The sequence below is a fragment of the Kribbella aluminosa genome (assembly GCF_017876295.1).
GTDB classification, from domain to species: Bacteria; Actinomycetota; Actinomycetes; order Propionibacteriales; family Kribbellaceae; genus Kribbella; species Kribbella aluminosa.
On the sequence record NZ_JAGINT010000001.1, the window covers coordinates 297,617 to 317,582 of the forward strand.

The window sequence follows — 19,966 nt, forward strand, 5'->3', positions numbered from 1 at the left end:
GCCGGCCGCTCCGGGCGGCCGGCCACTCCGTCAAACGTGCGCTGGTGTCCGCGGGTGGTTCACCCTAGTGCGTCACCCAGGGCAGGCCGCTGGGAGCCGCGACGGCGACTGCCATGGTGCTCATGCCGACGACCCCGACGAGGGCCAGCGCCCGGGCGCCGACCTGGTGCCGCTTCGGCAGCGCGATCGGGCCGAGCGGATCGGTGCGGTCCGGCGCCGCGTACTGCTCGTCTGCCGGAGTTTCGTGCTGAACATCGTGGTGCTGCTGGGCGGTCATGCTGTAACCCCTTGTCACACAGTGGGCTCCGGTGCTGTGCCACACCTCGACCCGGCGGTTGGTTGGAGCAGCAGCACGGACGGAACCCGTTCGGGGAACGCAAGACGGAGCAGCCCGTACCCGATCCCTGCCAGACCGGTCAGCAGGCCTGGAGACGGTACGGCGTTGGGTGTCCCGCAGCGCGGTCCGTACTGCTCTACTGCCGCGAGCACCAGCCCGGCACGACGTCGTCGTGCCGCCTCTGCAGCTGGGTACTCACGTGCGGCGAGCCACAACAGTGGCTCCACCGCGCCGAGCTCGCCGTGGCACAGACTCAGGTCGGCGAGCACCGGACGTTCGGTCGCGGCCCTCAGGTAGGCGTCGAGGTCCGCGGGGACGCCGGCGGAAGCCCGGGCCAGGGCGGTGCCGGCATCTCCCCGGCACCACCCATGGCCGGCTGGACCGTTCCGGCGGTCCAGATCGGTTGCCGCGCGGGCAGCATCGAGGTACCGGTCGCCGGGTACGCCGTACTGGCCGAGCGACCACGCGATTCCCTGGAAGCCGCGAGCGAAGCCATGGTCCGCTGCTACTCGGCCATGGAGGCCGCTCTCGACTGTCGTCACCAGGTGATCGGCGTAGCGCTCGGCCAGCCGGCCGGCGGCCGGAAAGCCTTGTACTGCCTGCATTGCGGCCAGCCCGCCCGCCGCACCTTCGGCGTACGACGGGAATTCGGTGGGGTCCTGCACGAGCCGCTCACTGAGCTCCAGTGCCGCGGCCAGCCAGTTGGTGAGGTCGGGGTCGTCGAGGAGCGTCGACAGCCGGTCGAGTCCGTAGCTGATGCCCCCGAGCCCGTGGAAACCGGGGCCGACCAGGTTGGCGGACTCCGGGTCTTCGGCGAGCGCCGCGAGCAGTTGCGGAACCGGCCGGATCGCGTCGCGGGCCAGGTCGCAGTACTTCTGCGCTCCGGTCAGTACGCCGACCTGCGCGAGGAACAGCGCCGTACCGGTGTAGCCGTTGGACAGGCCAGCGCCCATCTGACGGACGGCCCAGTGATGGTCGTCGAGCAGTTCGAGACCGAGCCAGTTGGCCGCGCCGCCGCGTTCGCTGACGACCTGAGCCATGATCTCGTCGGCGATGTCGGCGGCCGCTGCCAGGATCTGTTCGGGGTCCGCCTCGGTCGTCCCTACGTGCGGCCGGACCGCCGTACTGGCGTGCATGATCGGCTCGGGGCGGGTGGCGAGCGACGCGGAGATCAGCCAGGCCTGCCGGTGCTGGTCGATGTCGCCGAGGTTCGCGACCTTCGCCCGGACTGCGGCCAGTCCGTCGACTGCCAGCACGTCGGCGATCCGGGTGCCGTCGGAGGCCCAGATGTCCCGGCTGTCCGGGCGTGCGGTGAACAGCGGTACGTCGCCGGCCCACAGGTCGGACAGTTCGTACGGGACGAACGCGTGCAGTGATTCGTCCGCGTCCCACAGCAGGTCCAGCAGCTGACTCCGGCCGGCCGCGTCCCGCAGTACGTCCGGATGCGTCGACTCGTCCAGCAGTCCCGTGTAGAGACTCGTGGGGCGCGGCACGAAGCGGATCTGGTCCGCAGCGCACTGTGCCAGCAGACCGTCCGGTCGCAGGAACTCGTCGCGGTGCCGGGCGATCGCCTCATACGCGGTCCGGAACCCTGTGAGTACAGCGGTCTCGTGCTCCCGCGGCTCGATCAGTGACCCGTCGAGCGACGGCCGGTTGGCCGCACGGTGTGTGCTGTCCGGACGGCGTACCAGATGCATGGAGTCCAGCCCGGCGTCCGCCCAGTCGACCACGCTCCGCGAGGCCAGCGCTCCGGCGTCACCACCGAGCCCGGAGATGTCCGTGACACCGTTCTCGCCTAGCACGAGCAGCGGCAACAGGGCGGTGCGGTACACCGACTCCAGGAGTGCCCGGTACGCCGGATCGCGGGTCAACGCGGTCACCGCCACCTGACTCGGGTGGAACAGCGTCTCGACGTCCACCAGTACCGGCTGGTCGCCTGCGGCGATCAGGTTCTCGAAGTGCATGTCCGTGCCGTCCAGCACGTACAGCAGCGCCAGCAGCGCGCCCTGGCGATGGTAGAACCGCCGTACTCCGGCCAGGTCGGCGCAGGGCTCGTGGACCACGAACTCGAGCCAGCCGTAGCCGTCGCGGGGAAGGAGCCGAACCGTGCGGATGCCGAGCGCGGTCCTTGCGTTCAGCCAGTCGACGAACCCGTTGAAGTGCTGGTGCAGTGCGAGCGGCCGGGGCTTGTAGACCAGCCGCTGTCCGTTCGCGAACGTCAGGATCGCGGCACACCGCCCACCCTGGTGGGCATCGCCGGCGGGTTCGATCGCGATCAGCGCACCGGGGTCCCGGCCGTCGAACAGCCCGGTGACGAGCGACCCCCGGTCCTCGGCGAGCCGCGCCAGCAGCTCGAGGTGACCCTCGACGCCCTGTCGGCACGACTCGCCCAGGACCCGGGCCAGTACCGGGTAGGTGGCCAGGAAGTCCGCCAGCTCGCTCCCTCCGACGAGCCGGTGGGTGAAGTCCAGGAAGCGTGCTGCGGAGGTGTCACCGGTAAGGTCGCCGCGGTCCCGGGCACGGGCCAGTTCCAGGACCAGGGTCCGCGCGGCCAGCTTCACCAGCCGGAGGCCGAGACGTTGCAGGAACGCTTCGGCCAGTACGCCGCTGTGGCCCGCCACGGCCAGGTCTTGCCGGGCGGAGTCCAGCAGCGGCTTCAGGCAACGCATGAGCGCCTGCCGCCAGTCTGTGCCGAACCCAACCGCCGCCGTGGCCGCCCCACCTGATGTGTGGCCGCCGCCGGCACCGGTCCCTGCAGGGTCTCGACCGGCGGCAGGCGCGCTCGGGGGGAGAGAGGTACTGCGTTCCACGTACTCGGCCCAGGCCGGCGCGGACTGCGTCAGTGCGTGGCTCAGCTCGTGCGGCCGCAGGCCCGCTGACCACCAGGTCTTGCGGCGGTCGGTCCTGGTGGGCCGGGTGGTCGCGGAGTCGAGCACGCGCTCAGGCTGTCATCGCGGGCAGGGGCGGGGCATGGGTGATCAGCACCCATATTTAGCCCGGTGAGCTGCGTTGAACTTTGGGTGACGACTCCCCATGTGCGAGCCGGACCCGCGCTGTCACTGTGGGTGCGTGCTCACCACTGTCGCTCCCGGACTACCCGTCTCGGCCCACTCTGTGCTGGACGTCGTACCGCAGCTGCCCGGTCAGTCGGCTGCGGCCGCGCTCCGGGAGACCGCAGAGGTGGCACTGACTGCCGACGACCTCGGATACCGTCGCTTCTGGCTCGACGAGCAGCACGGTGTCCGGGGTGTCGGCGGCGCAGCACCGGCAGTCCTCGCGGCGATCCTGGCCGCGCGGACCGACCGGATCCGGCTGGGCGCCGGCGGACTCCCACTGACCAACCACCAGCCGCTGGTCGTCGCCGAGCAGTTCGCCGCTCTCGCTGCGGCGTACCCGAGCCGGATCGACCTCGGGGTGGCCGAGCAGTGCGCCGTTCCGAGCACCGTACTGGCGTCGGGTGCTCGCGACTCGTTCCCCCGGCGGCTGGACGAGCTGCGCGGGTTCCTGCAGGGCGACGTACGGCTGGCGCTTGCCGGGCTGGCCCCACCGGTCTTCGTTCTGGCCGATCACCCGCGTGCTGCGGTGGCTGCCGCCGTCCGTGGGCTCCCTGTCTTCGTAGCTCATCATCGGGCAGCTGCGGTGACAGCTGCCGCCGTGGCGGCGTACAGGGAGAACTTCGAGCCGACTGCCCGGCCGTACCTGGCTGTCACGGTCGGAGTGGTCGCGGCGGAATCCGACGAGGCAGCGTTCACACGTTTTGCGGAGTACGTCCGAGTCAGCTCGCGGCTGGCCGCGGCCGGGGCAGAGGCGACGTCGGCTGAGCTGACCGCGCTACTGGAGTCCCCACTGACCGACCGCGAGCGTGCCCTGGCCGAACGGCTGCTGGAGGACCCGGGCTACATCGTCGGTTCGCGTACGACCGTGGCGGGTCGGCTGGGCACGCTGGTTGCCGAGACCATGGCAGACGAGGTGATGCTCGTTCCGCTGGCGTTCGACGGACTGATCCGGTCGACGATCCTTCGTACTGTCGCAGCCGGCCTGACCGGGGCCGTCCGGACAGCCCCACGGCACACCTCTCCGCTGATCGCCACCGCCTAGTCTGGGTACTGCCGACTAGTCGAAAGGCAGGCTCATGTCACGAGAGCGGGAAGTCGTCGAGGCGTGTCCGACCGAGCTGTTCATCGGTGGGAAATGGGTCGCGGCCGGCAGGACCTTCGCCGTCGAGGACCCGGCAACCGGTACGACGCTCTGCGACGTGGCCGACGCGAGCCCGGCCGACGGTAAGGCCGCCCTCGACGCGGCCGTCGCCGTACAGGAGGACTGGGCCGCCACGCCACCGCGTGAGCGCGGCGAGATCCTCCGCCGGACCTACGAGCTGATGACCGCGCAGGCGGACGACCTGGCGTTGCTGATGACGCTGGAGATGGGCAAGCCGGTCGCCGAGTCGAAGGGCGAGATCGCCTACGCTGCCGACTTCTTCCGCTGGTTCGCCGAGGAGGCGGTCCGGATCGACGGCGGCTACCAGATCGCCCCGAACGGCGCGAGCCGCTTCCTCGTGATGCGCCAGCCGGTCGGGCCGTGCCTGCTGATCACGCCGTGGAACTTCCCGGCCGCGATGGGCGCCCGCAAGATCGGCCCGGCGGTCGCGGCCGGCTGCACGATGGTGATCAAGCCCGCCGCGCAGACGCCGCTGTCGATGCTCAAGCTGGCCGAGCTGATGACCGAGGCCGGCCTGCCCGCCGGGGTGCTGAACGTCGTCACCACGCAGGACGCCGGCGGCGTGATGGAGCCGCTGATCCGGGACGGGCGAGCGCGGAAACTGTCCTTCACCGGCTCCACCCCGGTCGGCCGCAAACTGCTCGAGCAGGCGTCCGGTCAGGTGCTGCGGACCAGCATGGAGCTCGGCGGGAACGCACCGCTGCTGGTCTTCGCCGACGCCGACCTGGACAAGGCGGTCGACGGCGCGATGCTGGCCAAGATGCGCAACGGCGGAGAGGCCTGTACGGCGGCCAACCGGATCTACGTGCACTCCTCGGTGATGGAGTCGTTCGCGTCGAAGCTGACCGAGCGGATGGCCGCGCTGAAGGTCGGCCGCGGTACCGAGCCGGGTGTCGACGTCGGGCCACTGATCGACGGCAAGCAGCGCGACAAGGTGGCGGACCTGGTCGCCGACGCGATCGCGCAGGGCGCCCGGACCTTGACCGGCGGGGAAGTTGCCGCGGGCAATGGGTACTTCTATCAGCCGACGGTGCTGGCCGACGTACCGGAGACCGCCCGGCTGCAGAAGGAGGAGATCTTCGGCCCGGTCGCCCCGCTGACCGCGTTCGAGACCGAGGACGACGCGGTACGGATGGCGAACGACACCGAGTTCGGCCTGGTGTCGTACCTGTTCACCAACGACCTGAGCCGCGCGCTCCGGGTGTCGGAGCGACTCGAGGCCGGAATGATCGGCCTCAACCAGGGCATCGTCTCCAACCCCGCCGCCCCCTTCGGCGGCGTCAAGCAGTCCGGCCTCGGCCGCGAAGGCGGCAGCGTCGGCATCGACGAGTACCTCGACGTCAAGTACGTCGCGATCAACGTCGACTGACGAGCTGCGTCACCGTGACGAGCTGGTAGCCGCGTGCCCGGAGCTCCCGGACGATCGGGCCCACTGCTTGGGCGGTGTACGGGGCGTTGTCGCCGCCGTGCATGTGGAGGACGACTATTGAGCCGTTCTGGACGTGGTCCAGGACCTGCTTGGTGATCGGCTGCGCGGACTTGGCGAACCCGTCGGCGCCCGGTACGTCGAGCCCGACCGCCGTGACGCCGGCGGGCGCCAGCTCGTGCAGTGCGGTTGGGTCGTAGCAGCCGCCGGGGAAGCGGAACCATCTGGTCGCGTGTGGGTCCAGCTTGTCCAGCTCCACGATGGCTCGTCGTACGTCGGCCAGCATCTGGTCGCGCGGGACCGTCCCCAGCGTGTAGCAGTGCTTGGTGAAGCCGCGGTGGTCGTACGTGTGTGTGCCCAGCTCGAACAGTGGGTCGTTGGCCAGCTGTTTGGTGATCTCCGGGTACTGCTCCATCCACATGCCGGTGAGGAACAGGGTGGCCGGTACGTGCAGCGTCCGTAGCTCTTCGATCAGGGCCTTGTTGTAGTACGACTTGACCTTGCCGGAGACCAGGCGCCTCCGCATGAGGGCTGTGAGGTCGGCGTCGAACGTCAACGCGATCTGCTTCTTGTCACGCGGCCCGTGGTCGAGCACGGGCATCACCTGGGTGTTGCTGGAAGTACCGGGCTTCACCTGCGCGGGCGCGAGCGTCGGCCGCACCGGCTTCGCCGTACGGGCCGGCTCTACCGGTGCACGGGTCTGCGGCACCTCTCCGGCCGACTGCTTGGCGTCGCTGCATGCTACAAGCGTCAGTAGCAGGGCACCGACCGCAACACGTCTCCCCCAGGTCACCTGCTCACTCTACGGTGAGCGTCAGCCGCTGGATGCCCCAGTTGTCCGCGGAGGTCGTTCGCCGACCGCAGCACCGGTACGGCGACCTGGTCCGGGGCGTTTGCGCCGGTGACGTGGAATGTGTGGCTCTCGCCCGCGGAGAGCGTGACGAGGCACGAGTCCACCCGGGCGGCCGCGTCCAGCCGGTCCGGGAACAGCGCCAGGTCCTTCGCGAGGGCCGTCGCGGTCACCGTGACGTCGTACCCGTTCTCGGTCGGGGCGACCGTGGCCGTGTAGGCGTCGGCGGCGAGCTGCAGTTCCGTGTCCTCGACGAAGTACGAGTACGCCGTGACGCCGTCGGCCGTCCGCACCTCGAGGTACTCCTCGGACGGCTTGCCGGCGACGGCGACAGACTCCGGCAGCTCGTTGATCACCGCCGAGCGGGCCGCGATCTCGACCGCGAAGGTCTCCTTGGCCAGCACGCCGTCATGAACAGTCGAGCGCCGGGTGACGGTGACCTCGGTCGTCCACGACGAGTCGGTGTCGTTGTGCGCGGCAACTACCAGAGCACTGTCCCGCGGCTGCACGGTGAGCAGCCGGTCCGCGTACACGCGCTTCAACGCGTACCACAACGGTTTCCGGATCCCGTGCCCGTCGACGGCGGCCCACGAGACCACCGGCCAGTTGTCGTTCAGCTGCCACACGACCGCGCCGGTGTTCAACGGGAACAACGACCGGAAGTGTTCGATGCCGTAGGCAACCGCGCGCGCCTGGTTCAGCTGCGTCGTCCAGTGCCAGTCGTCGATGTCCTCCCAGACCGGCAGGTGATCACCGAGACCCCGCTCCAGCTTGAGGTTGCCCTCGAAGGCCTTCTGGTGCACAAGCATCTGCTGACCGTAAGGATCCAGCGGAGTGTCGTGCACCACCGAGGTCAGCGTCGACCACGCCGGCGGCCCCTGGAAACCGAATTCGGAAACGAACCGCGGCTTGTACTTGCGGTACGTCGTGTAGTCCACCTGGTTCCACACGTCCCAGATGTGCATGGTCCCGTGCCGGTCGTCGTTCGGGTGGATGAACTGGTCGAACGAGTACGGGCTGCCGGCTGAGTACGGCGTCCGCGGGTCGAGCTCCGCCACGATGCGAGGCAGCAGGTCGAGGTAATACCCGGCACCCCACGGCCTGCCCGCCAGCGGGACGCGCCAGCTCCACTCGACGTACCCCCAGATGTTCTCGTTGTTGCCGTTCCAGACGGCGAGGCTGGCGTGCTGGCTCAGCCGGGTGACGGCCTCCCGCGCCTCGGCCTCGACCTCGCTCCACAGCGGCTCGTCCTCGGAGTACGCCGCGCAGGCGAACAGGAAGTCCTGCCAGACCAGGATGCCGAGCTCGTCGCAGACGTCGTAGAACTGCTCGCTCTCGTAGATCCCGCCGCCCCAGACGCGCAGCAGGTTCATGCCGGCGTCGACGGCGTCCTCGATGCTGGTCCGGTAGGTTTCCGCGTTCAGCCGGGTGACGAAAGCGTTGTCCGGAATCCAGTTCGCGCCGCGGACGTAGACCGGCTTGCGGTTCACGGACAGCACGAACGGCGTACCGTCGTTGTCCGGGGCAACGTTCACGGTGATGTTCCGGAAGCCGACCCGGCCGTGCCAGTCGTCCTCGTTCAGCGTCACGGTCACGTCGTACAGCGGCTGCTCGCCGTACCCGCGCGGCCACCACACATCCACCGCGGAAAGCGTGTTCACCAGCTCGACTGTCTCGGTTCCGGGCGTGACGGTCGTCGTCTGCTGCGTGCCGCCGACCTCGACCGTCACCGCCGCGGCCTCGGCGGCGGTGTCGGTGTCGGACCACGCGAGCTCGACATGCGTCGTCAGTACGCCGTCCGTACCTTCCAGCCGGGCCAGCGGACGGACCGAGGAGATCCGGACGCCGGACCAGGACTCGATCCGAATCGGCCGCCAGATGCCCGCGGTGGCGACGTCCGGTCCCCAGTCCCAGCCGAAGTTCGAGGCCATCTTGCGGAGCTCGTTGTACGGGTGCAGGTTGGTGTGCGGCCAGCTCCCGGCCTTCGCCCGCTCCGCCTCGGCCGCGGTCACCGGGCCCTCGAACGTGACCACCAGCTCGTTGTCCCCGGCAACCAGTACGCCGGTGACGTCGAACCGGTACGACCGATGCTGGTTCGCCGTGCTGCCCAGCTCCTGGCCGTTCAGCGTGACGGTCGCGACCGTGTCCAGCCCCTCGGCCACCAGTTCCTGCCGGTCGTTGCCATCGGCAACCCAGTCGAATCTACTCGTGTAGCTCCAACGAGTACGGCCGATCCAGTGCAGCTTCGACTCGTTGTCGCCGTCGAACGGATCCGGGATCTCGCCGGCCGCGAGCAGATCCGTGTGCACCTCACCGGGCACGGTGGCGGCCAGCGCGCGGCCGATCAGGCCGTCGGGGGCCGGACCCTCGACGGCTTGCACGGTCCAGGCAGCACCGCCGTCGGTGGTCAGATCGAGGGTCTTGAGTGATGTCACAGTGAGGCTCCGTGCCGTGGGCGGAATGGATGAACCGGTTTAGTAGAACTGCACCGCTCCCGCCAAGAAGGGGGAGCGGTGAACGTCAGTCGAGGACGTAGTGGCGCCACAGATCGGCGAGCGCCTGATGTCCGGCCGGCGACGGGTGTACGCCGTCGCCCGCGAGTGCAGCGGGTCCGACCGAGACCGCCTGCTTGGTCAGCTCGACGTCGGTCGGCACCAGGATCGCGCCGTACTCGACGGCCAGCTTCCGGACCGCCTCGAGCTTCGGGTCCAGGTCCTCGCGCCACGCGTCCTGCCCGTCCTTCACCGGCAGCAGGAACGGCTCCATCAGCACCACCGGACAGGACAGTGGGTCGAGCAGTGCGCGGTACGACGCCTCGAAGGACTCGGGCGTCGTCGGGTCGTTCTTGTCGTACCGCCGCCAGGTGTCGTTGATCCCGATCAGGATCGACACCAGCGCCGGGTCGTGGGCCAGCACATCGGTGGCCCACCGGGCGGCCAGCTCGACCGCCCGGTTGCCACTGATGCCGGCGTTGACGATCGGCGGCCGGTTGTCGCCGAGATCGTCGTACAGCCTGCGCACATAGCCGTCGCCGAGCCCGTCCGGGTCGGTGCGGCGGCCGCAGTCGGTCACCGAGTCCCCGGCGAACACGACGGTCCGCCGGGGGTCCAGAACGATGCTCACAGAGTGGCCGCCGTCACATCCCAGTCGTCCGGCAGGATCGGCGCGACCTCGACGGTGCTCTGGACGTCGACGAACGCGCCGGTGTCGATCGAGTCGGTGACCGAGGCCATCACGTCGACGATGTGGAACGCCAGCGCCCCGGTCGCCCGGTGCGGCCGGTCGGCCCGGATGGCGCGCGCCATCTCGAGTACGCCGGTACCGCGTTGCGCGACGGCCTTCGTCTCCGCGATCGTCTCCCAGTCCTCGGCGCCGCGACGACGGATCTTGATCGCACCGTCGAACCCGTTCGGGTCCGGTACGGCGAGCGTCGCGTCGGAGCCGGTGATCTCGACGAACCCACCCCGCGACAGCGGCGAGTCGAAGCTGAAGATGCTCTGCGACGACTGCCCCGACTCGAACTTCGCGATCGCGCTGACATGCGTCGGCACGGTCACGTCGAAGTCGGTCCCTGCCAGCGGACCGGAGCCGATCGTGCGCTTCTCCTTCGACTTCGACCCGATCCCCGCGACCGCGGCGACCGGACCGAACAGCTGCACCAGCGTGGTCAGGTAGTACGGGCCGATGTCCCAGAGCGGGCCAGCACCCTCCTGGAACAGGAACGCCGGGTTCGGGTGCCAGGACTCCGGGCCGGGGGACTGCATCAGCGTGAGCGCGGTCAGCGGCGTACCGATCTCACCGCGCTCGATGATCCGCCGGGACTCCTGCAGCCCCGGGCCGAGGATGGTGTCCGGCGCGCAACCGAGCCGGACACCCGCGTCCTTCGCCGTGGCCAGCAGCTTGAGGCCGCTGTCCTGGTCGAGGGAAAACGGCTTCTCGCTCCAGACATGCTTGCCCGAGGCAACGGCTGCGAGCGCCACCTCGACGTGCGCGACCGGGATGGTCAGGTTGACCACGATCTCGACGTCCGGGTTGTTCAGCACCACCTCGGGGCCCCCGTGGGCCTCGATGCCGTACTCCTTGGCCTTCGCCTCGGCCGCATCCGGCCGGAGGTCGCCGATCGCGACCACCTTCAGGTCCGGGAAGCTCTGCATGCTCTTGATGTAGGCGTCGGAGATCACTCCGGCGCCGATCACACCTACGCCAACCGAACTCATTCAGGCGCACCCTCTCCGGTGAGGAAGGCGTAGGAGCCCTCGACCGCGTCGAGGATCTCGCCGGTGAAGTCGTCGAGCTCGACGACCCGCAGGGCCTGCGGCGCGGCGGCCAGGATGTCCCGGACCGCGATGGTGCCGTCGCCGACCGCCACCTGCGCCTTGTTGTTCAGCGTCCCGTCGCCGTCCTTGACGTGGATCGCGGTGACCCGCTCGCCGAACTTCTTCAGCAGCGCCGGTACGTCGGCACCGCCGACCGCGGCCCAGTACGTGTCGACCTCGAGGATCACGTTGTCGGCCAGGTTGTCGGCCAGGATCTCCAGGCCGTGCGCGCCGCCGATCTTCGACTCGAGCTCGAACTGGTGGTTGTGGTAGCCGACCGTGATGCCGTGGTCGGCGGCCTCGGCGGCGGCCTTGTTCAGCCCGTCGGCGATCTCCTTGATGCCGTCCGCCGACTGCCAGCGGGCCGGGTCGGTGTGCGGGTCGATCACCGTGGTGATGCCGAGCCGCTCGGCCGCGGCGTAGATCGGGGCGCTGTCCTCGCGGAGCAGGCCGGCGTGGGTGGTCGGGGCCGAGAGACCGTGCTTGGGCAGCGCCTCGGCGAGACGATCGGCGAAGGCCGTCACGCCGAAGGGCTCGACCTTCGTGTAGCCGATCTCCGCGATCCGGGCCAGGGTGCCGTCGAAGTCTTCCTCGAGCTTGCCCCGCACCGTGTAGAGCTGGAGGGACAGGTGGTCCTTTGCGACCATGGTTTCTCCTTGTCGGCGGCGCGCTGCCCGCTGCCCTGGGGGTTTGCGCCGTCTGATAAGCCGAACCGGTTAAGTAACGAAGGAAACCGTATCCCACCGCGCCCGTTCCACACCACCCTCCGCCCAACGACTGGGCGGTCACCTGAGAGTTCCCCCAGAACCAGGGGTTTGATCAAAGAATCACCTTCTGTGGTCGCTTGATGACAGAGGGTTCGATCGGCGCGACACTGGAGATCCGGACCGGTGTGTCCGGGCGCCCGGTGAGGAGGGTGTCGTGTCTCGTGTGACCATCAAGGAGATCGCCCGGCGGTGCGGGGTCTCGCAAGGGGCGGTGTCGTACGCCCTCAACAACCGGCCCGGCGTCTCCGCGGCCACCCGGGCCCGGGTACTGCGGGTCGCCGCCGAACTCGAGTGGGTACCGAACACGGCCGCCCGGCAACTGTCCGCGGCGCGCAGCGAGACGTTCGGGCTGGTGCTCGCGCGGACCCCGCAGACGCTGGCCGAGGAGCCGTACTTCATGGGCTTCGTCGGCGGCGTCGAGTCGGTCCTCGCGGAGCACTCGTACGCGCTGGCCCTGCAGGTGGTGGCCGATCTCGGCGCGGAGCTCGCGACGTACCGGAAATGGGTCGCCGAACGGCGTGTCGACGGCGTGATCGTGGTCGACCTCCGCGTCGGCGACCCGCGGATCCCGGTACTGCGGAAGCTCGGTCTGCCGGCCGTCCTGGTCGGCGACCCGGCGCTGGCGGACGGCATGCCGTGCGTGTGGACGGACAGTACGGCGGCGATGACCGCGGCGCTCGATCACGTCGCGTCCCTCGGCCACAAGGTGATCGCGCGGATCGCCGGACCGCCCGAGTTCGGTGACGTCTGGATCCGCGACCAGGCCTTCGACGCCGCCGTACGCCGGCTCGGGCTGACCGCGGTCACCCGGCACACCGACTACTCCGCGGCCGCCGGCGCCGCCGCCACCCGTGAGGTCTTGGCCGGGCATCCGACCGCGATCGTCTACGACAACGACCTGATGGCGGTCGCCGGACTGGCCGTCGTCCAGGCGCTCGAGCTACGCATCCCGGACGACCTCACGCTGGTCGCCTGGGACGACTCGACGCTCTGCCGGATCACCCACCCGACGCTGACCGCGCTCAGCCACAACGTCGTCGGGTACGGCGCCGAGGTCACCCGCCGCCTGTTCGACGTACTGGCCGGGGCTCAGCCGCAGGCGCACCTGTACTCGACGCCGCTGCTCATCATCCGGGAGAGCTCGGCACGCAGGCCGTGACGGTGACCGGTACGCCGTTGACCGCGGCCGTGCCGGACGTCGGATCGATCAGGGCGCTGTCGGTGATGTCGTTGATGCTCTGGCCGGCGACCTGGTTCGCGACGGTCAGCCGGGAGCCGTCCCGGTTGTGGCCGAAGCCGTGCGGCAGGCTGACCACGCCGCGCATGATGTCGTTGCTGGCGGCAACTTCCACGGAGATCGAGCCGGCCGCGGAGGTGATCGTGACGAGCTGGCCGTCGGCGAGGTCGCGGTCGGCCAGGTCGTGCGGGTGCATCAGCAGCTGGTGCCGCGGCCGGCCCTTCACCAGCCGCGCGGAGTTGTGCATCCAGGAGTTGTTGTTCCGCAGGTGCCGGCGCCCGATCAGCAACAGCTCGTCGGCGGACAGCGGTTGCAGGGCGTCCAGCCGGGGCAGGTCGTCGAGGATCATCCGCTGTGCCAGGTCGATCCGCTTCGACGTCTTGTGCAACGCCCCGGGCAGTGCGGGCTGCAGCGGCCCGAGGTCGATCCCGCCCGGCGAGCGTCGCAGTTTCCCGACCGACAACCGGTACGGCCCGATCCGCAGCCCGGCGTCGACGATCCAGCGCGGCGGCACCCGCAGCCGTGCCGTCGCCTCGGCGCGACGCCGGCTCCAGGGAGTACGCCGTACCAGCGCCAGGCCGAGGTCGCGGAAGATCTCCCAGTCGTGCCGCGCCGTCGCGGGCTTCGGGAGGACGGCGTCGTTCCACCGGGCCGTGTTCCGGACCGCCAACTGGTGGAAAACGATGTCGTAGTGGTCGCGTTCCAGCGGTGGCGCCGGCGGCAGGATCACGTCGGCGTGCCGGGTCGTCTCGTTGATGTACGGATCCACCGCGACCATGAAGTCCAGCGACCCGAGCGCCTCGTCCAGCCGGCGCCCGTCCGGCGTCGACAGCACCGGGTTGCCGGCGACCGTCACCAGCGCCCGGATCTGCCCGTCGCCGGGAGTCAGGATCTCCTCGGCCATCGTCGACACCGGCAACTCGCCGCCGAACTCGGGAAGCCCGCGCACCCGGCTCTTCCACACCCCGACATGTCCGCGGCCCAGGCCGAGCAGCGTGTTCACCGCCGGTCGCGGGAACATCGTGCCGCCGGGCCGGTCGAGGTTCCCGGTGATGATGTTGAGCACCTGGATCGCCCACTGGCAGATCGCCCCGAACTGCTGTGTCGACACCCCTACCCGCCCGTAACAGGCCGCCCGCTCGGCCGTCGCGAACTCGGTCGCCACCCGCTGGATCACCGCGGCCGGGATCCCGGTGATCGCGGCCGCGCGTTCCGGCGTCCACTTCTCCACCTCGGCCTCGACCGTCGCCAGACCGTCGACGTACTCCGCGGGATGCGCGAAACCCTGCGAGATCACCTCGTGGATCAATGCCAGCAGGAATGCCGCATCCGTCCCCGGACGGACGAAATGATGCTCGTCGGAAACCGCCGCGGTCTCGGTCCGGCGTGGATCGACGACCAGCACCTTTCCGCCGCGTTTCCGCAACTCCTTCAAACGTTTTCCGAAACCCGGCGCGGTCATCATGCTGCCGTTCGACGCGAGCGGATTCGCGCCGAGCATCAGCAGGTACGACGTACGGTCGATGTCCGGTACCGGAACCATCAGCTGGTGCCCGTACAGCAGGTACGACGACAGCATCTGCGGCAGCTGGTCGATCGACGTCGCGCTGAACCGGTTCCGGGTCCGCAGCTGCCGGACCATCGTCGGCATGTGCGTGAGCGCGCCGAGGCTGTGCACGTTCGGGTTACCCAGGTAGACGCCGACGGAGTTCCGCCCGTGCTCCCGCTGGATCCCGGTCAGCCGGTCGGCGATCAGCTCGTACGCCGCGTCCCACCCGATCGGCTGCCAGCCGTCGGACGTCCGGCGTACCGGCGTCGTCAACCGGTCCGGGTCGTCCTGGAGATCGCGGAGCGCGACCGCCTTCGGACAGATGTGACCGCGGGACAGCGGATCCGACTCGTCGCCGCGGATGTCGGTCACCCGGCCGTCCTCGACCGTCACCAGCACACCGCAGATCGCTTCACACAGGTTGCAGGACGTCCGCCGTACGGTCATCCACTCAAACTACCCCCGGGTAGCCGGAGCCGCTACGAGTCGAAGCGTGCCTCGTCGAGCCGGCCGAGGATCGCGTCCACGGTCTCGCCGACCGACAGGTCCGAGTTGTCCAGCCACAACCCGCGCCGCGGACTGAAGGCATGCAGCTCGTAGTCGAGCTCGTCGACCAGATGACGCGCACCGCCGATCCGGCCGGAGATCACCTCCGGCCGCGGCGTCAGTACGACGAGATAGCGCGGCCTGGTCCGGATCCCGTCCAGGAACTCGCGCAGCAACTCACCGATCACCACGTCCTGCAGGACCACGGTGAACCCGGCGCGCGCGTACTCGTCGGCGGAAAGGCAGGCGAGCCGGTAGCGCAGCTGCAACTGCCGCTGGGCCGCGATCACGTCGTCGGCCATCGAGGCCTGCCCACTCACGATCATCCGCCGGAAAACGTCCCCCCGAAGATGCACGCCGTACTGGAACCTCTCGGCGAGCATCTGGGACACCGACGACTTCCCCGCCGCCATGATTCCGCTGACGACGATCACCCCCTCGGACTCCATGCGGCGATCGTGCCACGTGCCGCTGTGGTTTTGGTCCGGCGTCGGCGATTCTTGTCGAAAACCCAGGTTTGTAAGGGCTTAGGCCAGCAGTGACTCGACGTGGTGTCTCGTCAACTGTCGGACACGGGCCGGGGTGGTGCGGTCCGGCTGGATCGCCGCGTGCAGGGCGAGTCCGTCGAGCAGGGCGTGCAACCGTTCGGCCTCACGGCGCACGTCGAGGCCGTCCTTGAGCAGGCCGGCGTCGGCCAGTGCGCGGATCAGCGACGCGCACAGTTCGCGGAGCTCGTTGTGCACGGTGTCGATGTGGGCATGCAGCGTGCCGGCGCCGGTCTCGGCCTGGGCCTGTGCCATGAACGCCAGCCAGATGTCGAACTCCGCGCGGCGCTCCTCGTCCAGCGGCAGCACCTCGTCGAGGTAGCGCAGCACGATGGCCGGCACGCTGCCCTTGGGCGCGATCGCGCTGATCCGCTCGGTGACCCGTCGCGACACCAGGTCCATCGCGAAGCTGAGCAGGCCGTCCTGATCGGGGAAGTAGTAGCGCACCGCGCCCGCGGACCAGCCGGCCTCGGCGGCGATCGTGCGCACCGACGCGGCCCGGATCCCGTCCCGGCGGACCACCCGCCAGAGCGCCTCGGCGATCTCCTCGCGGCGGGTGGCGTGGTCGACGATCTTCGGCATGGAATCCTTTTTAGCACAGTTGTGTTAGTCTCGTTTACAACACAGTCGTACTGAAACAATCTCCGGAGGGGGAGACCGTGCTGCTCGCTGTGATCGCGGCGTGTGAGATCGGCTTCTGGGTGTTGCTGGCCGCGGGCCTGGTGACGCGGTACCTGCTGCGGCTGCGCAGGACCGGGATGGTGCTGCTCGCCGCCGTACCGCTGGTCGACGTCGTGCTGCTGGTGGCGAGCGTCGTGGATATCCAGCGCGGCGCGGCGCCGTCGTTCAAGCACTCGCTGGCCGCGATCTTCGTCGGCGTCAGCGTCGGCTTCGGCCATCAGACGCTGAAGTGGGCGGACAAGTGGGCCGCGCACTTCATGGCCGGTGCGCCACGCCCGGCGAAGCTGCCGAAGAAGGGACCGGAGCGCGCCCGGCACGAACGCGCCGGCTGGCTCCGGCACCTGATCTCGTACGGCGTCGGCGTCGGCCTCATGCTCGTCCTCGGCCTGCTCTCCGGACGCGGGTACGACGCGCTGCTCGCGCCCGCGGGACCGTGGACGCTGGTGCTGGTGATCGACGCGATCGTCTCGTTCAGCTACTCGTTCTCCCGGTCCGAGGAGAAACAGTCGGTGTGACCTCCAAGGTCCGTGCGGTTACTCGTCGTACATTTCCAGCATGACAACGGGTGGGCGGGTCTGGGCTGCGGTGACCGTGGCGGTAGTGGCGTGCGGGATCGTCATCCAGTTGTTCGTGACGGCGAACGGCCCCGGTGACGGCTTCTTCACGGACAACCCGGAGCGGGTCTTCAACGTGTTCGCGTACTTCACCATCCAGTCGAACCTGCTGCTCGGCGGTACGGCGCTGATGCTGGTGATGCAGCCGGATCGCCCGGAGTCGACTCTCCTCAAGACGCTGCGGCTGAACGGCGTGCTGTGCATCGCGGTGACCGGGATCGTCTACCACACGGTGCTGGCCGGTCTGGGCCACCTGCACGGGTGGGCGGAGGTGGCGAACTTCCTGCTGCACACGACGGCCCCGGTGGTCGGCGTACTGGGCTGGCTGCTGTTCGGCCCGCGCGGCACGATCGACTGGCGGATCGTCGGGTGGTCGGTCGTGTACCCGCTGCTCTGGCTGGTGTTCACGCTGATCCGCGGTGCGTTCGTCGGGTTCTACCCGTACCCGTTCGTGAACGTCGACGAGCACGGGTACGGACGGGTGCTGCTGAACTGTCTGCTGGTGGCGGTACTGTTCCTGGCTCTGGCGGCCGGGGCGAACACGCTCGACCGCCGCTTGCGCCGGAAGAGAACCGTCGAAAGGTAGACCCGTGCTGGTGACCTCGCGCTCGTACGCCGAGTACGAAGCGATGTTCGACCTGAAGGAACTCCCCGAATCCGTGCTCGACTGCTGCGCGGGCGGCGCCGGCTTCACCGCCGAGGCCGCGGCCCGCGGGGTGGACGCGATCGCGGCCGATCCGGCGTACGAGCTGGAGCATCCCGAGCTCGTCGACAGCGTCCGGAAGAGCCTGCCGGCCACCTCGGGGATCGTGGACGAGCACCACGGGAGTTTCGTCTGGCACTGGTACGGATCACCGGAGCGGAAGGATCAGTACCGGATCGAGGCCGCCGACCGGTTCCTGCAGGACGTCGCGGCGGCACCGGAGCGGTACGTCGCCGCGGGGCTGCCCGAGCTGCCGTTCGGCGACCGCCGGTTCGAGCTGGTGCTGTGCTCGCACCTGCTGTTCACCTGGGCCGACAAGTACGACCGGGACTGGCACACGGACGCGTTGCGGGAGCTGATCCGGGTCAGCAACGCCGAGGTGCGGATCTTCCCGCTGGTGCGGCAGGGTGACGGCGAGCCGATCGCCTGGTTGCCGGAGCTGCTGGCGTCGCTCGAGGGTGTGACCTGCGAGATCCGCAAGGTCCCCTACGAGTTCCAGGCCGGCGCGAACGAGATGCTGGTCATCGCCCGCAACTGAAGTGTGCGGAGGGCCGGATGGACAGGGGAGGACGGTCTACCGCTGTCCATCCGGCCTGGTGTCAGCGGAGGAACCTGCCGCAGACCGGCCACGGGGAGGCGCCGCGCTGCGAGTACAGCTTCTTCGCCCGCATCAGCTGCTCGCCGGCCGACGCGTTCGTCGGGTTGCCGGAGCCGCCGACGCTGCGCCAGGTCTGCAGGTCGAACTGGAACAGACCGTAGTAGCCACCACCGTTCACAGCGCGCGGGTTGCCGCTGGACTCACAGTTCGCGACCTGGGCCCAGGCGCCGCTGAGGTTCGCCTTGCCGCCGCCGCCGCCGCCGTTGCTCGCCTGCGGGCGGTCCGCGGAGCGGCTGGTCCGGTTGCTGTCGGACTTCCGCGTCTGGGACTTCGTTGCGCCGTTGTCCGACTTGTAGCTCTCGGACTTCGGGCTGACCTGCGGGGCCTGGTCCTTGCTGGCCGAGCTCTTGACGCCGTCGAGGGTCAGCGTCTGCCCGATCAGGATCAGGTTCGGGTCCTTCAGGTGGTTGAGCTGGGCCAGCTGGTGCCAGTCGGCACCGTTCGCCTGCGCGATCTGCGACAGGGTGTCACCGGACTTGACCGTGTAGTCGGCCGCGAAGGCCGAGGCCGTTCCGACGGCGGTGATGCCGGCTCCCAGACCGGCGATGGAGATGGTTCGGGCCACCCGGCGACTGCTTCGCCGGGCGCGCGCATGTCGAGCCTTGGACATCTGAAATTGCTCCTTGTGAGCTTGGGCATGGTGGAGCACACCAGGCCCCCCGTACAGGGGTGGGGGCACTCGGACCCGTTTCACTGCAGGTAACAGGACAGCGTCCGAATGGTCACGCCCCGGTAACGGCGCGACCTGAGCCATCCTCGGTGAGGTTCTCCGGAAACGCAAGTCCAGATCGGAATCTGCCCCGAATTTTTTCCTCGTCCTGAGGTTCGGAAACCCCAACAACAGAACGGTTTCCGGCTCTGGCAGAGCGATTTCCGAGGCCCTGAGACCGACCGGTTTATCCGTGTTCGAAATAGCGTTCCGGGACCAGTTCCACGGTCAGATTCCGGACCGTTTCACGCTCAGCATCCGGCCAGGACTCCCACACCTCACGGGCCCACCTGAGCAGGGTCGACTCAACCTCGTCGACGCCCCCGGCGGTGAGTACGTCGGACGCCGTCAGGTCGCCGACCTGTGGCGGCGGAACGAGCCGCGGCCAGTCGTCGTACGAGTTCGCCATGATGCCGTGCGCGGTCCGGACGGCGAGGTTCCCGGAGCCGCGTTCGAGGAACATGTAGAGGCCGTTCAGTGCGAACAGCGGGCCGATCCGCGGGGCGTCCGGGTGTACGTGCTGAGCGCCGTACGCGTCGATCCGGAGTTGGTGCAGGTAGCCGAGCCGGGCGGCGTTCCCGACCTCGAAGCCGAGCAGCTCGCCGGACACCTCCGCGCACTCCGTGGTCGCGTTGTACTTCGTCGTACCGGGCCACTCGGTTCGGGGCAGTACGGCGCGGCAGCCTGGACAAACTGTTGACGACTGCGTGTCATCCGGGGAGTTCACTCGTTGATCGAAGCACGGGTACCGCCGCCCGGCACGCGGGTTTTCGGCGCTGGGGGCGGCTGAGGCGACGGATGTAATGGGGG

General features: G+C 69.3%; 18 protein-coding genes. 6 read left to right on the forward strand and 12 right to left on the reverse strand.

Features of this window, described 5'->3' with window-relative positions; genetic code table 11:
* Window positions 1-64: 64 nt before the first annotated feature.
* Complete coding sequence (locus JOF29_RS01535) at window positions 65-277, reverse strand: hypothetical protein (protein ID WP_209692439.1); 213 nt, start codon at window positions 275-277, stop codon at window positions 65-67.
* Window positions 278-291: 14 nt separating this feature from the next.
* Window positions 292-3,273 carry a type 2 lanthipeptide synthetase LanM family protein gene (locus JOF29_RS01540; RefSeq protein WP_209692440.1) on the reverse strand — a complete coding sequence of 994 codons (2,982 nt, stop codon included), beginning with the start codon at window positions 3,271-3,273 and terminating at the stop codon, window positions 292-294.
* Between the two features lie 133 nt (window positions 3,274-3,406).
* Between JOF29_RS01540 and JOF29_RS01545 the strand changes: the two genes are divergently transcribed.
* Together JOF29_RS01545 and JOF29_RS01550 are read left to right on the forward strand one after the other, a co-directional pair.
* Window positions 3,407-4,435 carry an MsnO8 family LLM class oxidoreductase gene (locus JOF29_RS01545; protein ID WP_307863096.1) on the forward strand — a complete coding sequence of 343 codons (1,029 nt, stop codon included), beginning with the start codon at window positions 3,407-3,409 and terminating at the stop codon, window positions 4,433-4,435.
* A 34-nt stretch (window positions 4,436-4,469) separates the two neighbouring features.
* Complete coding sequence (locus JOF29_RS01550; protein ID WP_209692442.1) at window positions 4,470-5,924, forward strand: NAD-dependent succinate-semialdehyde dehydrogenase; 1,455 nt, start codon at window positions 4,470-4,472, stop codon at window positions 5,922-5,924.
* Here the strand turns inward: JOF29_RS01550 and JOF29_RS01555 are convergent.
* From JOF29_RS01555 to JOF29_RS01575, 5 genes are all read right to left on the reverse strand, one after another.
* Window positions 5,911-6,774 (reverse strand): polysaccharide deacetylase family protein, encoded by an 864-nt coding sequence (locus tag JOF29_RS01555; RefSeq protein WP_307863097.1) that lies wholly within the window; start codon window positions 6,772-6,774, stop codon window positions 5,911-5,913. The two genes, JOF29_RS01550 and JOF29_RS01555, sit on opposite strands and share 14 nt — an antisense overlap.
* Window positions 6,771-9,266, reverse strand: a complete 2,496-nt coding sequence (locus JOF29_RS01560; RefSeq protein ID WP_209692443.1) for a glycoside hydrolase family 2 protein — start codon at window positions 9,264-9,266, stop codon at window positions 6,771-6,773. The genes JOF29_RS01555 and JOF29_RS01560 overlap by 4 nt, the downstream gene beginning before the upstream one ends.
* A gap of 85 nt (window positions 9,267-9,351) precedes the next feature.
* Entirely contained in the window at window positions 9,352-9,954 is a 603-nt protein-coding gene (locus tag JOF29_RS01565) for an SGNH/GDSL hydrolase family protein (protein ID WP_209692444.1), read from the reverse strand.
* A complete protein-coding gene (locus JOF29_RS01570; RefSeq protein ID WP_209692445.1) occupies window positions 9,951-11,048 on the reverse strand; it encodes a Gfo/Idh/MocA family protein in 1,098 nt (365 codons plus the stop codon). The genes JOF29_RS01565 and JOF29_RS01570 overlap by 4 nt, the downstream gene beginning before the upstream one ends.
* Complete coding sequence (locus JOF29_RS01575; protein ID WP_209692446.1) at window positions 11,045-11,794, reverse strand: sugar phosphate isomerase/epimerase family protein; 750 nt, start codon at window positions 11,792-11,794, stop codon at window positions 11,045-11,047. Before JOF29_RS01575 ends, JOF29_RS01570 begins: the two co-directional genes overlap by 4 nt.
* 274 nt (window positions 11,795-12,068) lie before the next feature.
* On the opposite strand from JOF29_RS01575, the gene JOF29_RS01580 reads away from it, so the two are divergent.
* On the forward strand, window positions 12,069-13,073 hold the full coding sequence (locus JOF29_RS01580) for a LacI family DNA-binding transcriptional regulator (RefSeq protein ID WP_209692447.1): 1,005 nt from the start codon (window positions 12,069-12,071) through the stop codon (window positions 13,071-13,073).
* Here the strand turns inward: JOF29_RS01580 and JOF29_RS01585 are convergent.
* From JOF29_RS01585 to JOF29_RS01595, 3 genes are all read right to left on the reverse strand, one after another.
* Window positions 13,042-15,147: a molybdopterin-dependent oxidoreductase gene (locus JOF29_RS01585; RefSeq protein ID WP_209692448.1), complete on the reverse strand. Its 2,106-nt coding sequence runs from the start codon at window positions 15,145-15,147 to the stop codon at window positions 13,042-13,044. The genes JOF29_RS01580 and JOF29_RS01585 overlap by 32 nt on opposite strands.
* Window positions 15,148-15,179: 32 nt before the next feature.
* Window positions 15,180-15,695: an AAA family ATPase gene (locus JOF29_RS01590; RefSeq protein ID WP_209692449.1), complete on the reverse strand. Its 516-nt coding sequence runs from the start codon at window positions 15,693-15,695 to the stop codon at window positions 15,180-15,182.
* A 78-nt stretch (window positions 15,696-15,773) separates the two neighbouring features.
* Window positions 15,774-16,373, reverse strand: a complete 600-nt coding sequence (locus JOF29_RS01595; RefSeq protein WP_209692450.1) for a TetR/AcrR family transcriptional regulator — start codon at window positions 16,371-16,373, stop codon at window positions 15,774-15,776.
* A 77-nt stretch (window positions 16,374-16,450) separates the two neighbouring features.
* Here JOF29_RS01595 and JOF29_RS01600 point away from each other — a divergent pair, with 77 nt between their 5' ends.
* From JOF29_RS01600 to JOF29_RS01610, 3 genes are read left to right on the forward strand one after another with little or no spacing between them, the layout of a single operon-like run.
* Entirely contained in the window at window positions 16,451-16,987 is a 537-nt protein-coding gene (locus tag JOF29_RS01600) for a 2TM domain-containing protein (RefSeq protein WP_209692451.1), read from the forward strand.
* 40 nt (window positions 16,988-17,027) lie between these two features.
* The gene (locus JOF29_RS01605) at window positions 17,028-17,672 is read left to right on the forward strand and encodes a Pr6Pr family membrane protein (RefSeq protein ID WP_209692452.1); all 645 of its coding nucleotides are present in this window, start codon (window positions 17,028-17,030) and stop codon (window positions 17,670-17,672) included.
* 4 nt (window positions 17,673-17,676) lie between these two features.
* On the forward strand, window positions 17,677-18,327 hold the full coding sequence (locus JOF29_RS01610; RefSeq protein WP_209692453.1) for a class I SAM-dependent methyltransferase: 651 nt from the start codon (window positions 17,677-17,679) through the stop codon (window positions 18,325-18,327).
* Window positions 18,328-18,388: 61 nt separating this feature from the next.
* Here the strand turns inward: JOF29_RS01610 and JOF29_RS01615 are convergent, their stop codons facing one another.
* Entirely contained in the window at window positions 18,389-19,012 is a 624-nt protein-coding gene (locus JOF29_RS01615) for a transglycosylase family protein (RefSeq protein ID WP_307863098.1), read from the reverse strand.
* A 331-nt stretch (window positions 19,013-19,343) separates the two neighbouring features.
* Window positions 19,344-19,883 carry a DUF5946 family protein gene (locus JOF29_RS01620; RefSeq protein WP_209692455.1) on the reverse strand — a complete coding sequence of 180 codons (540 nt, stop codon included), beginning with the start codon at window positions 19,881-19,883 and terminating at the stop codon, window positions 19,344-19,346.
* Window positions 19,884-19,966 lie beyond the last annotated feature (83 nt).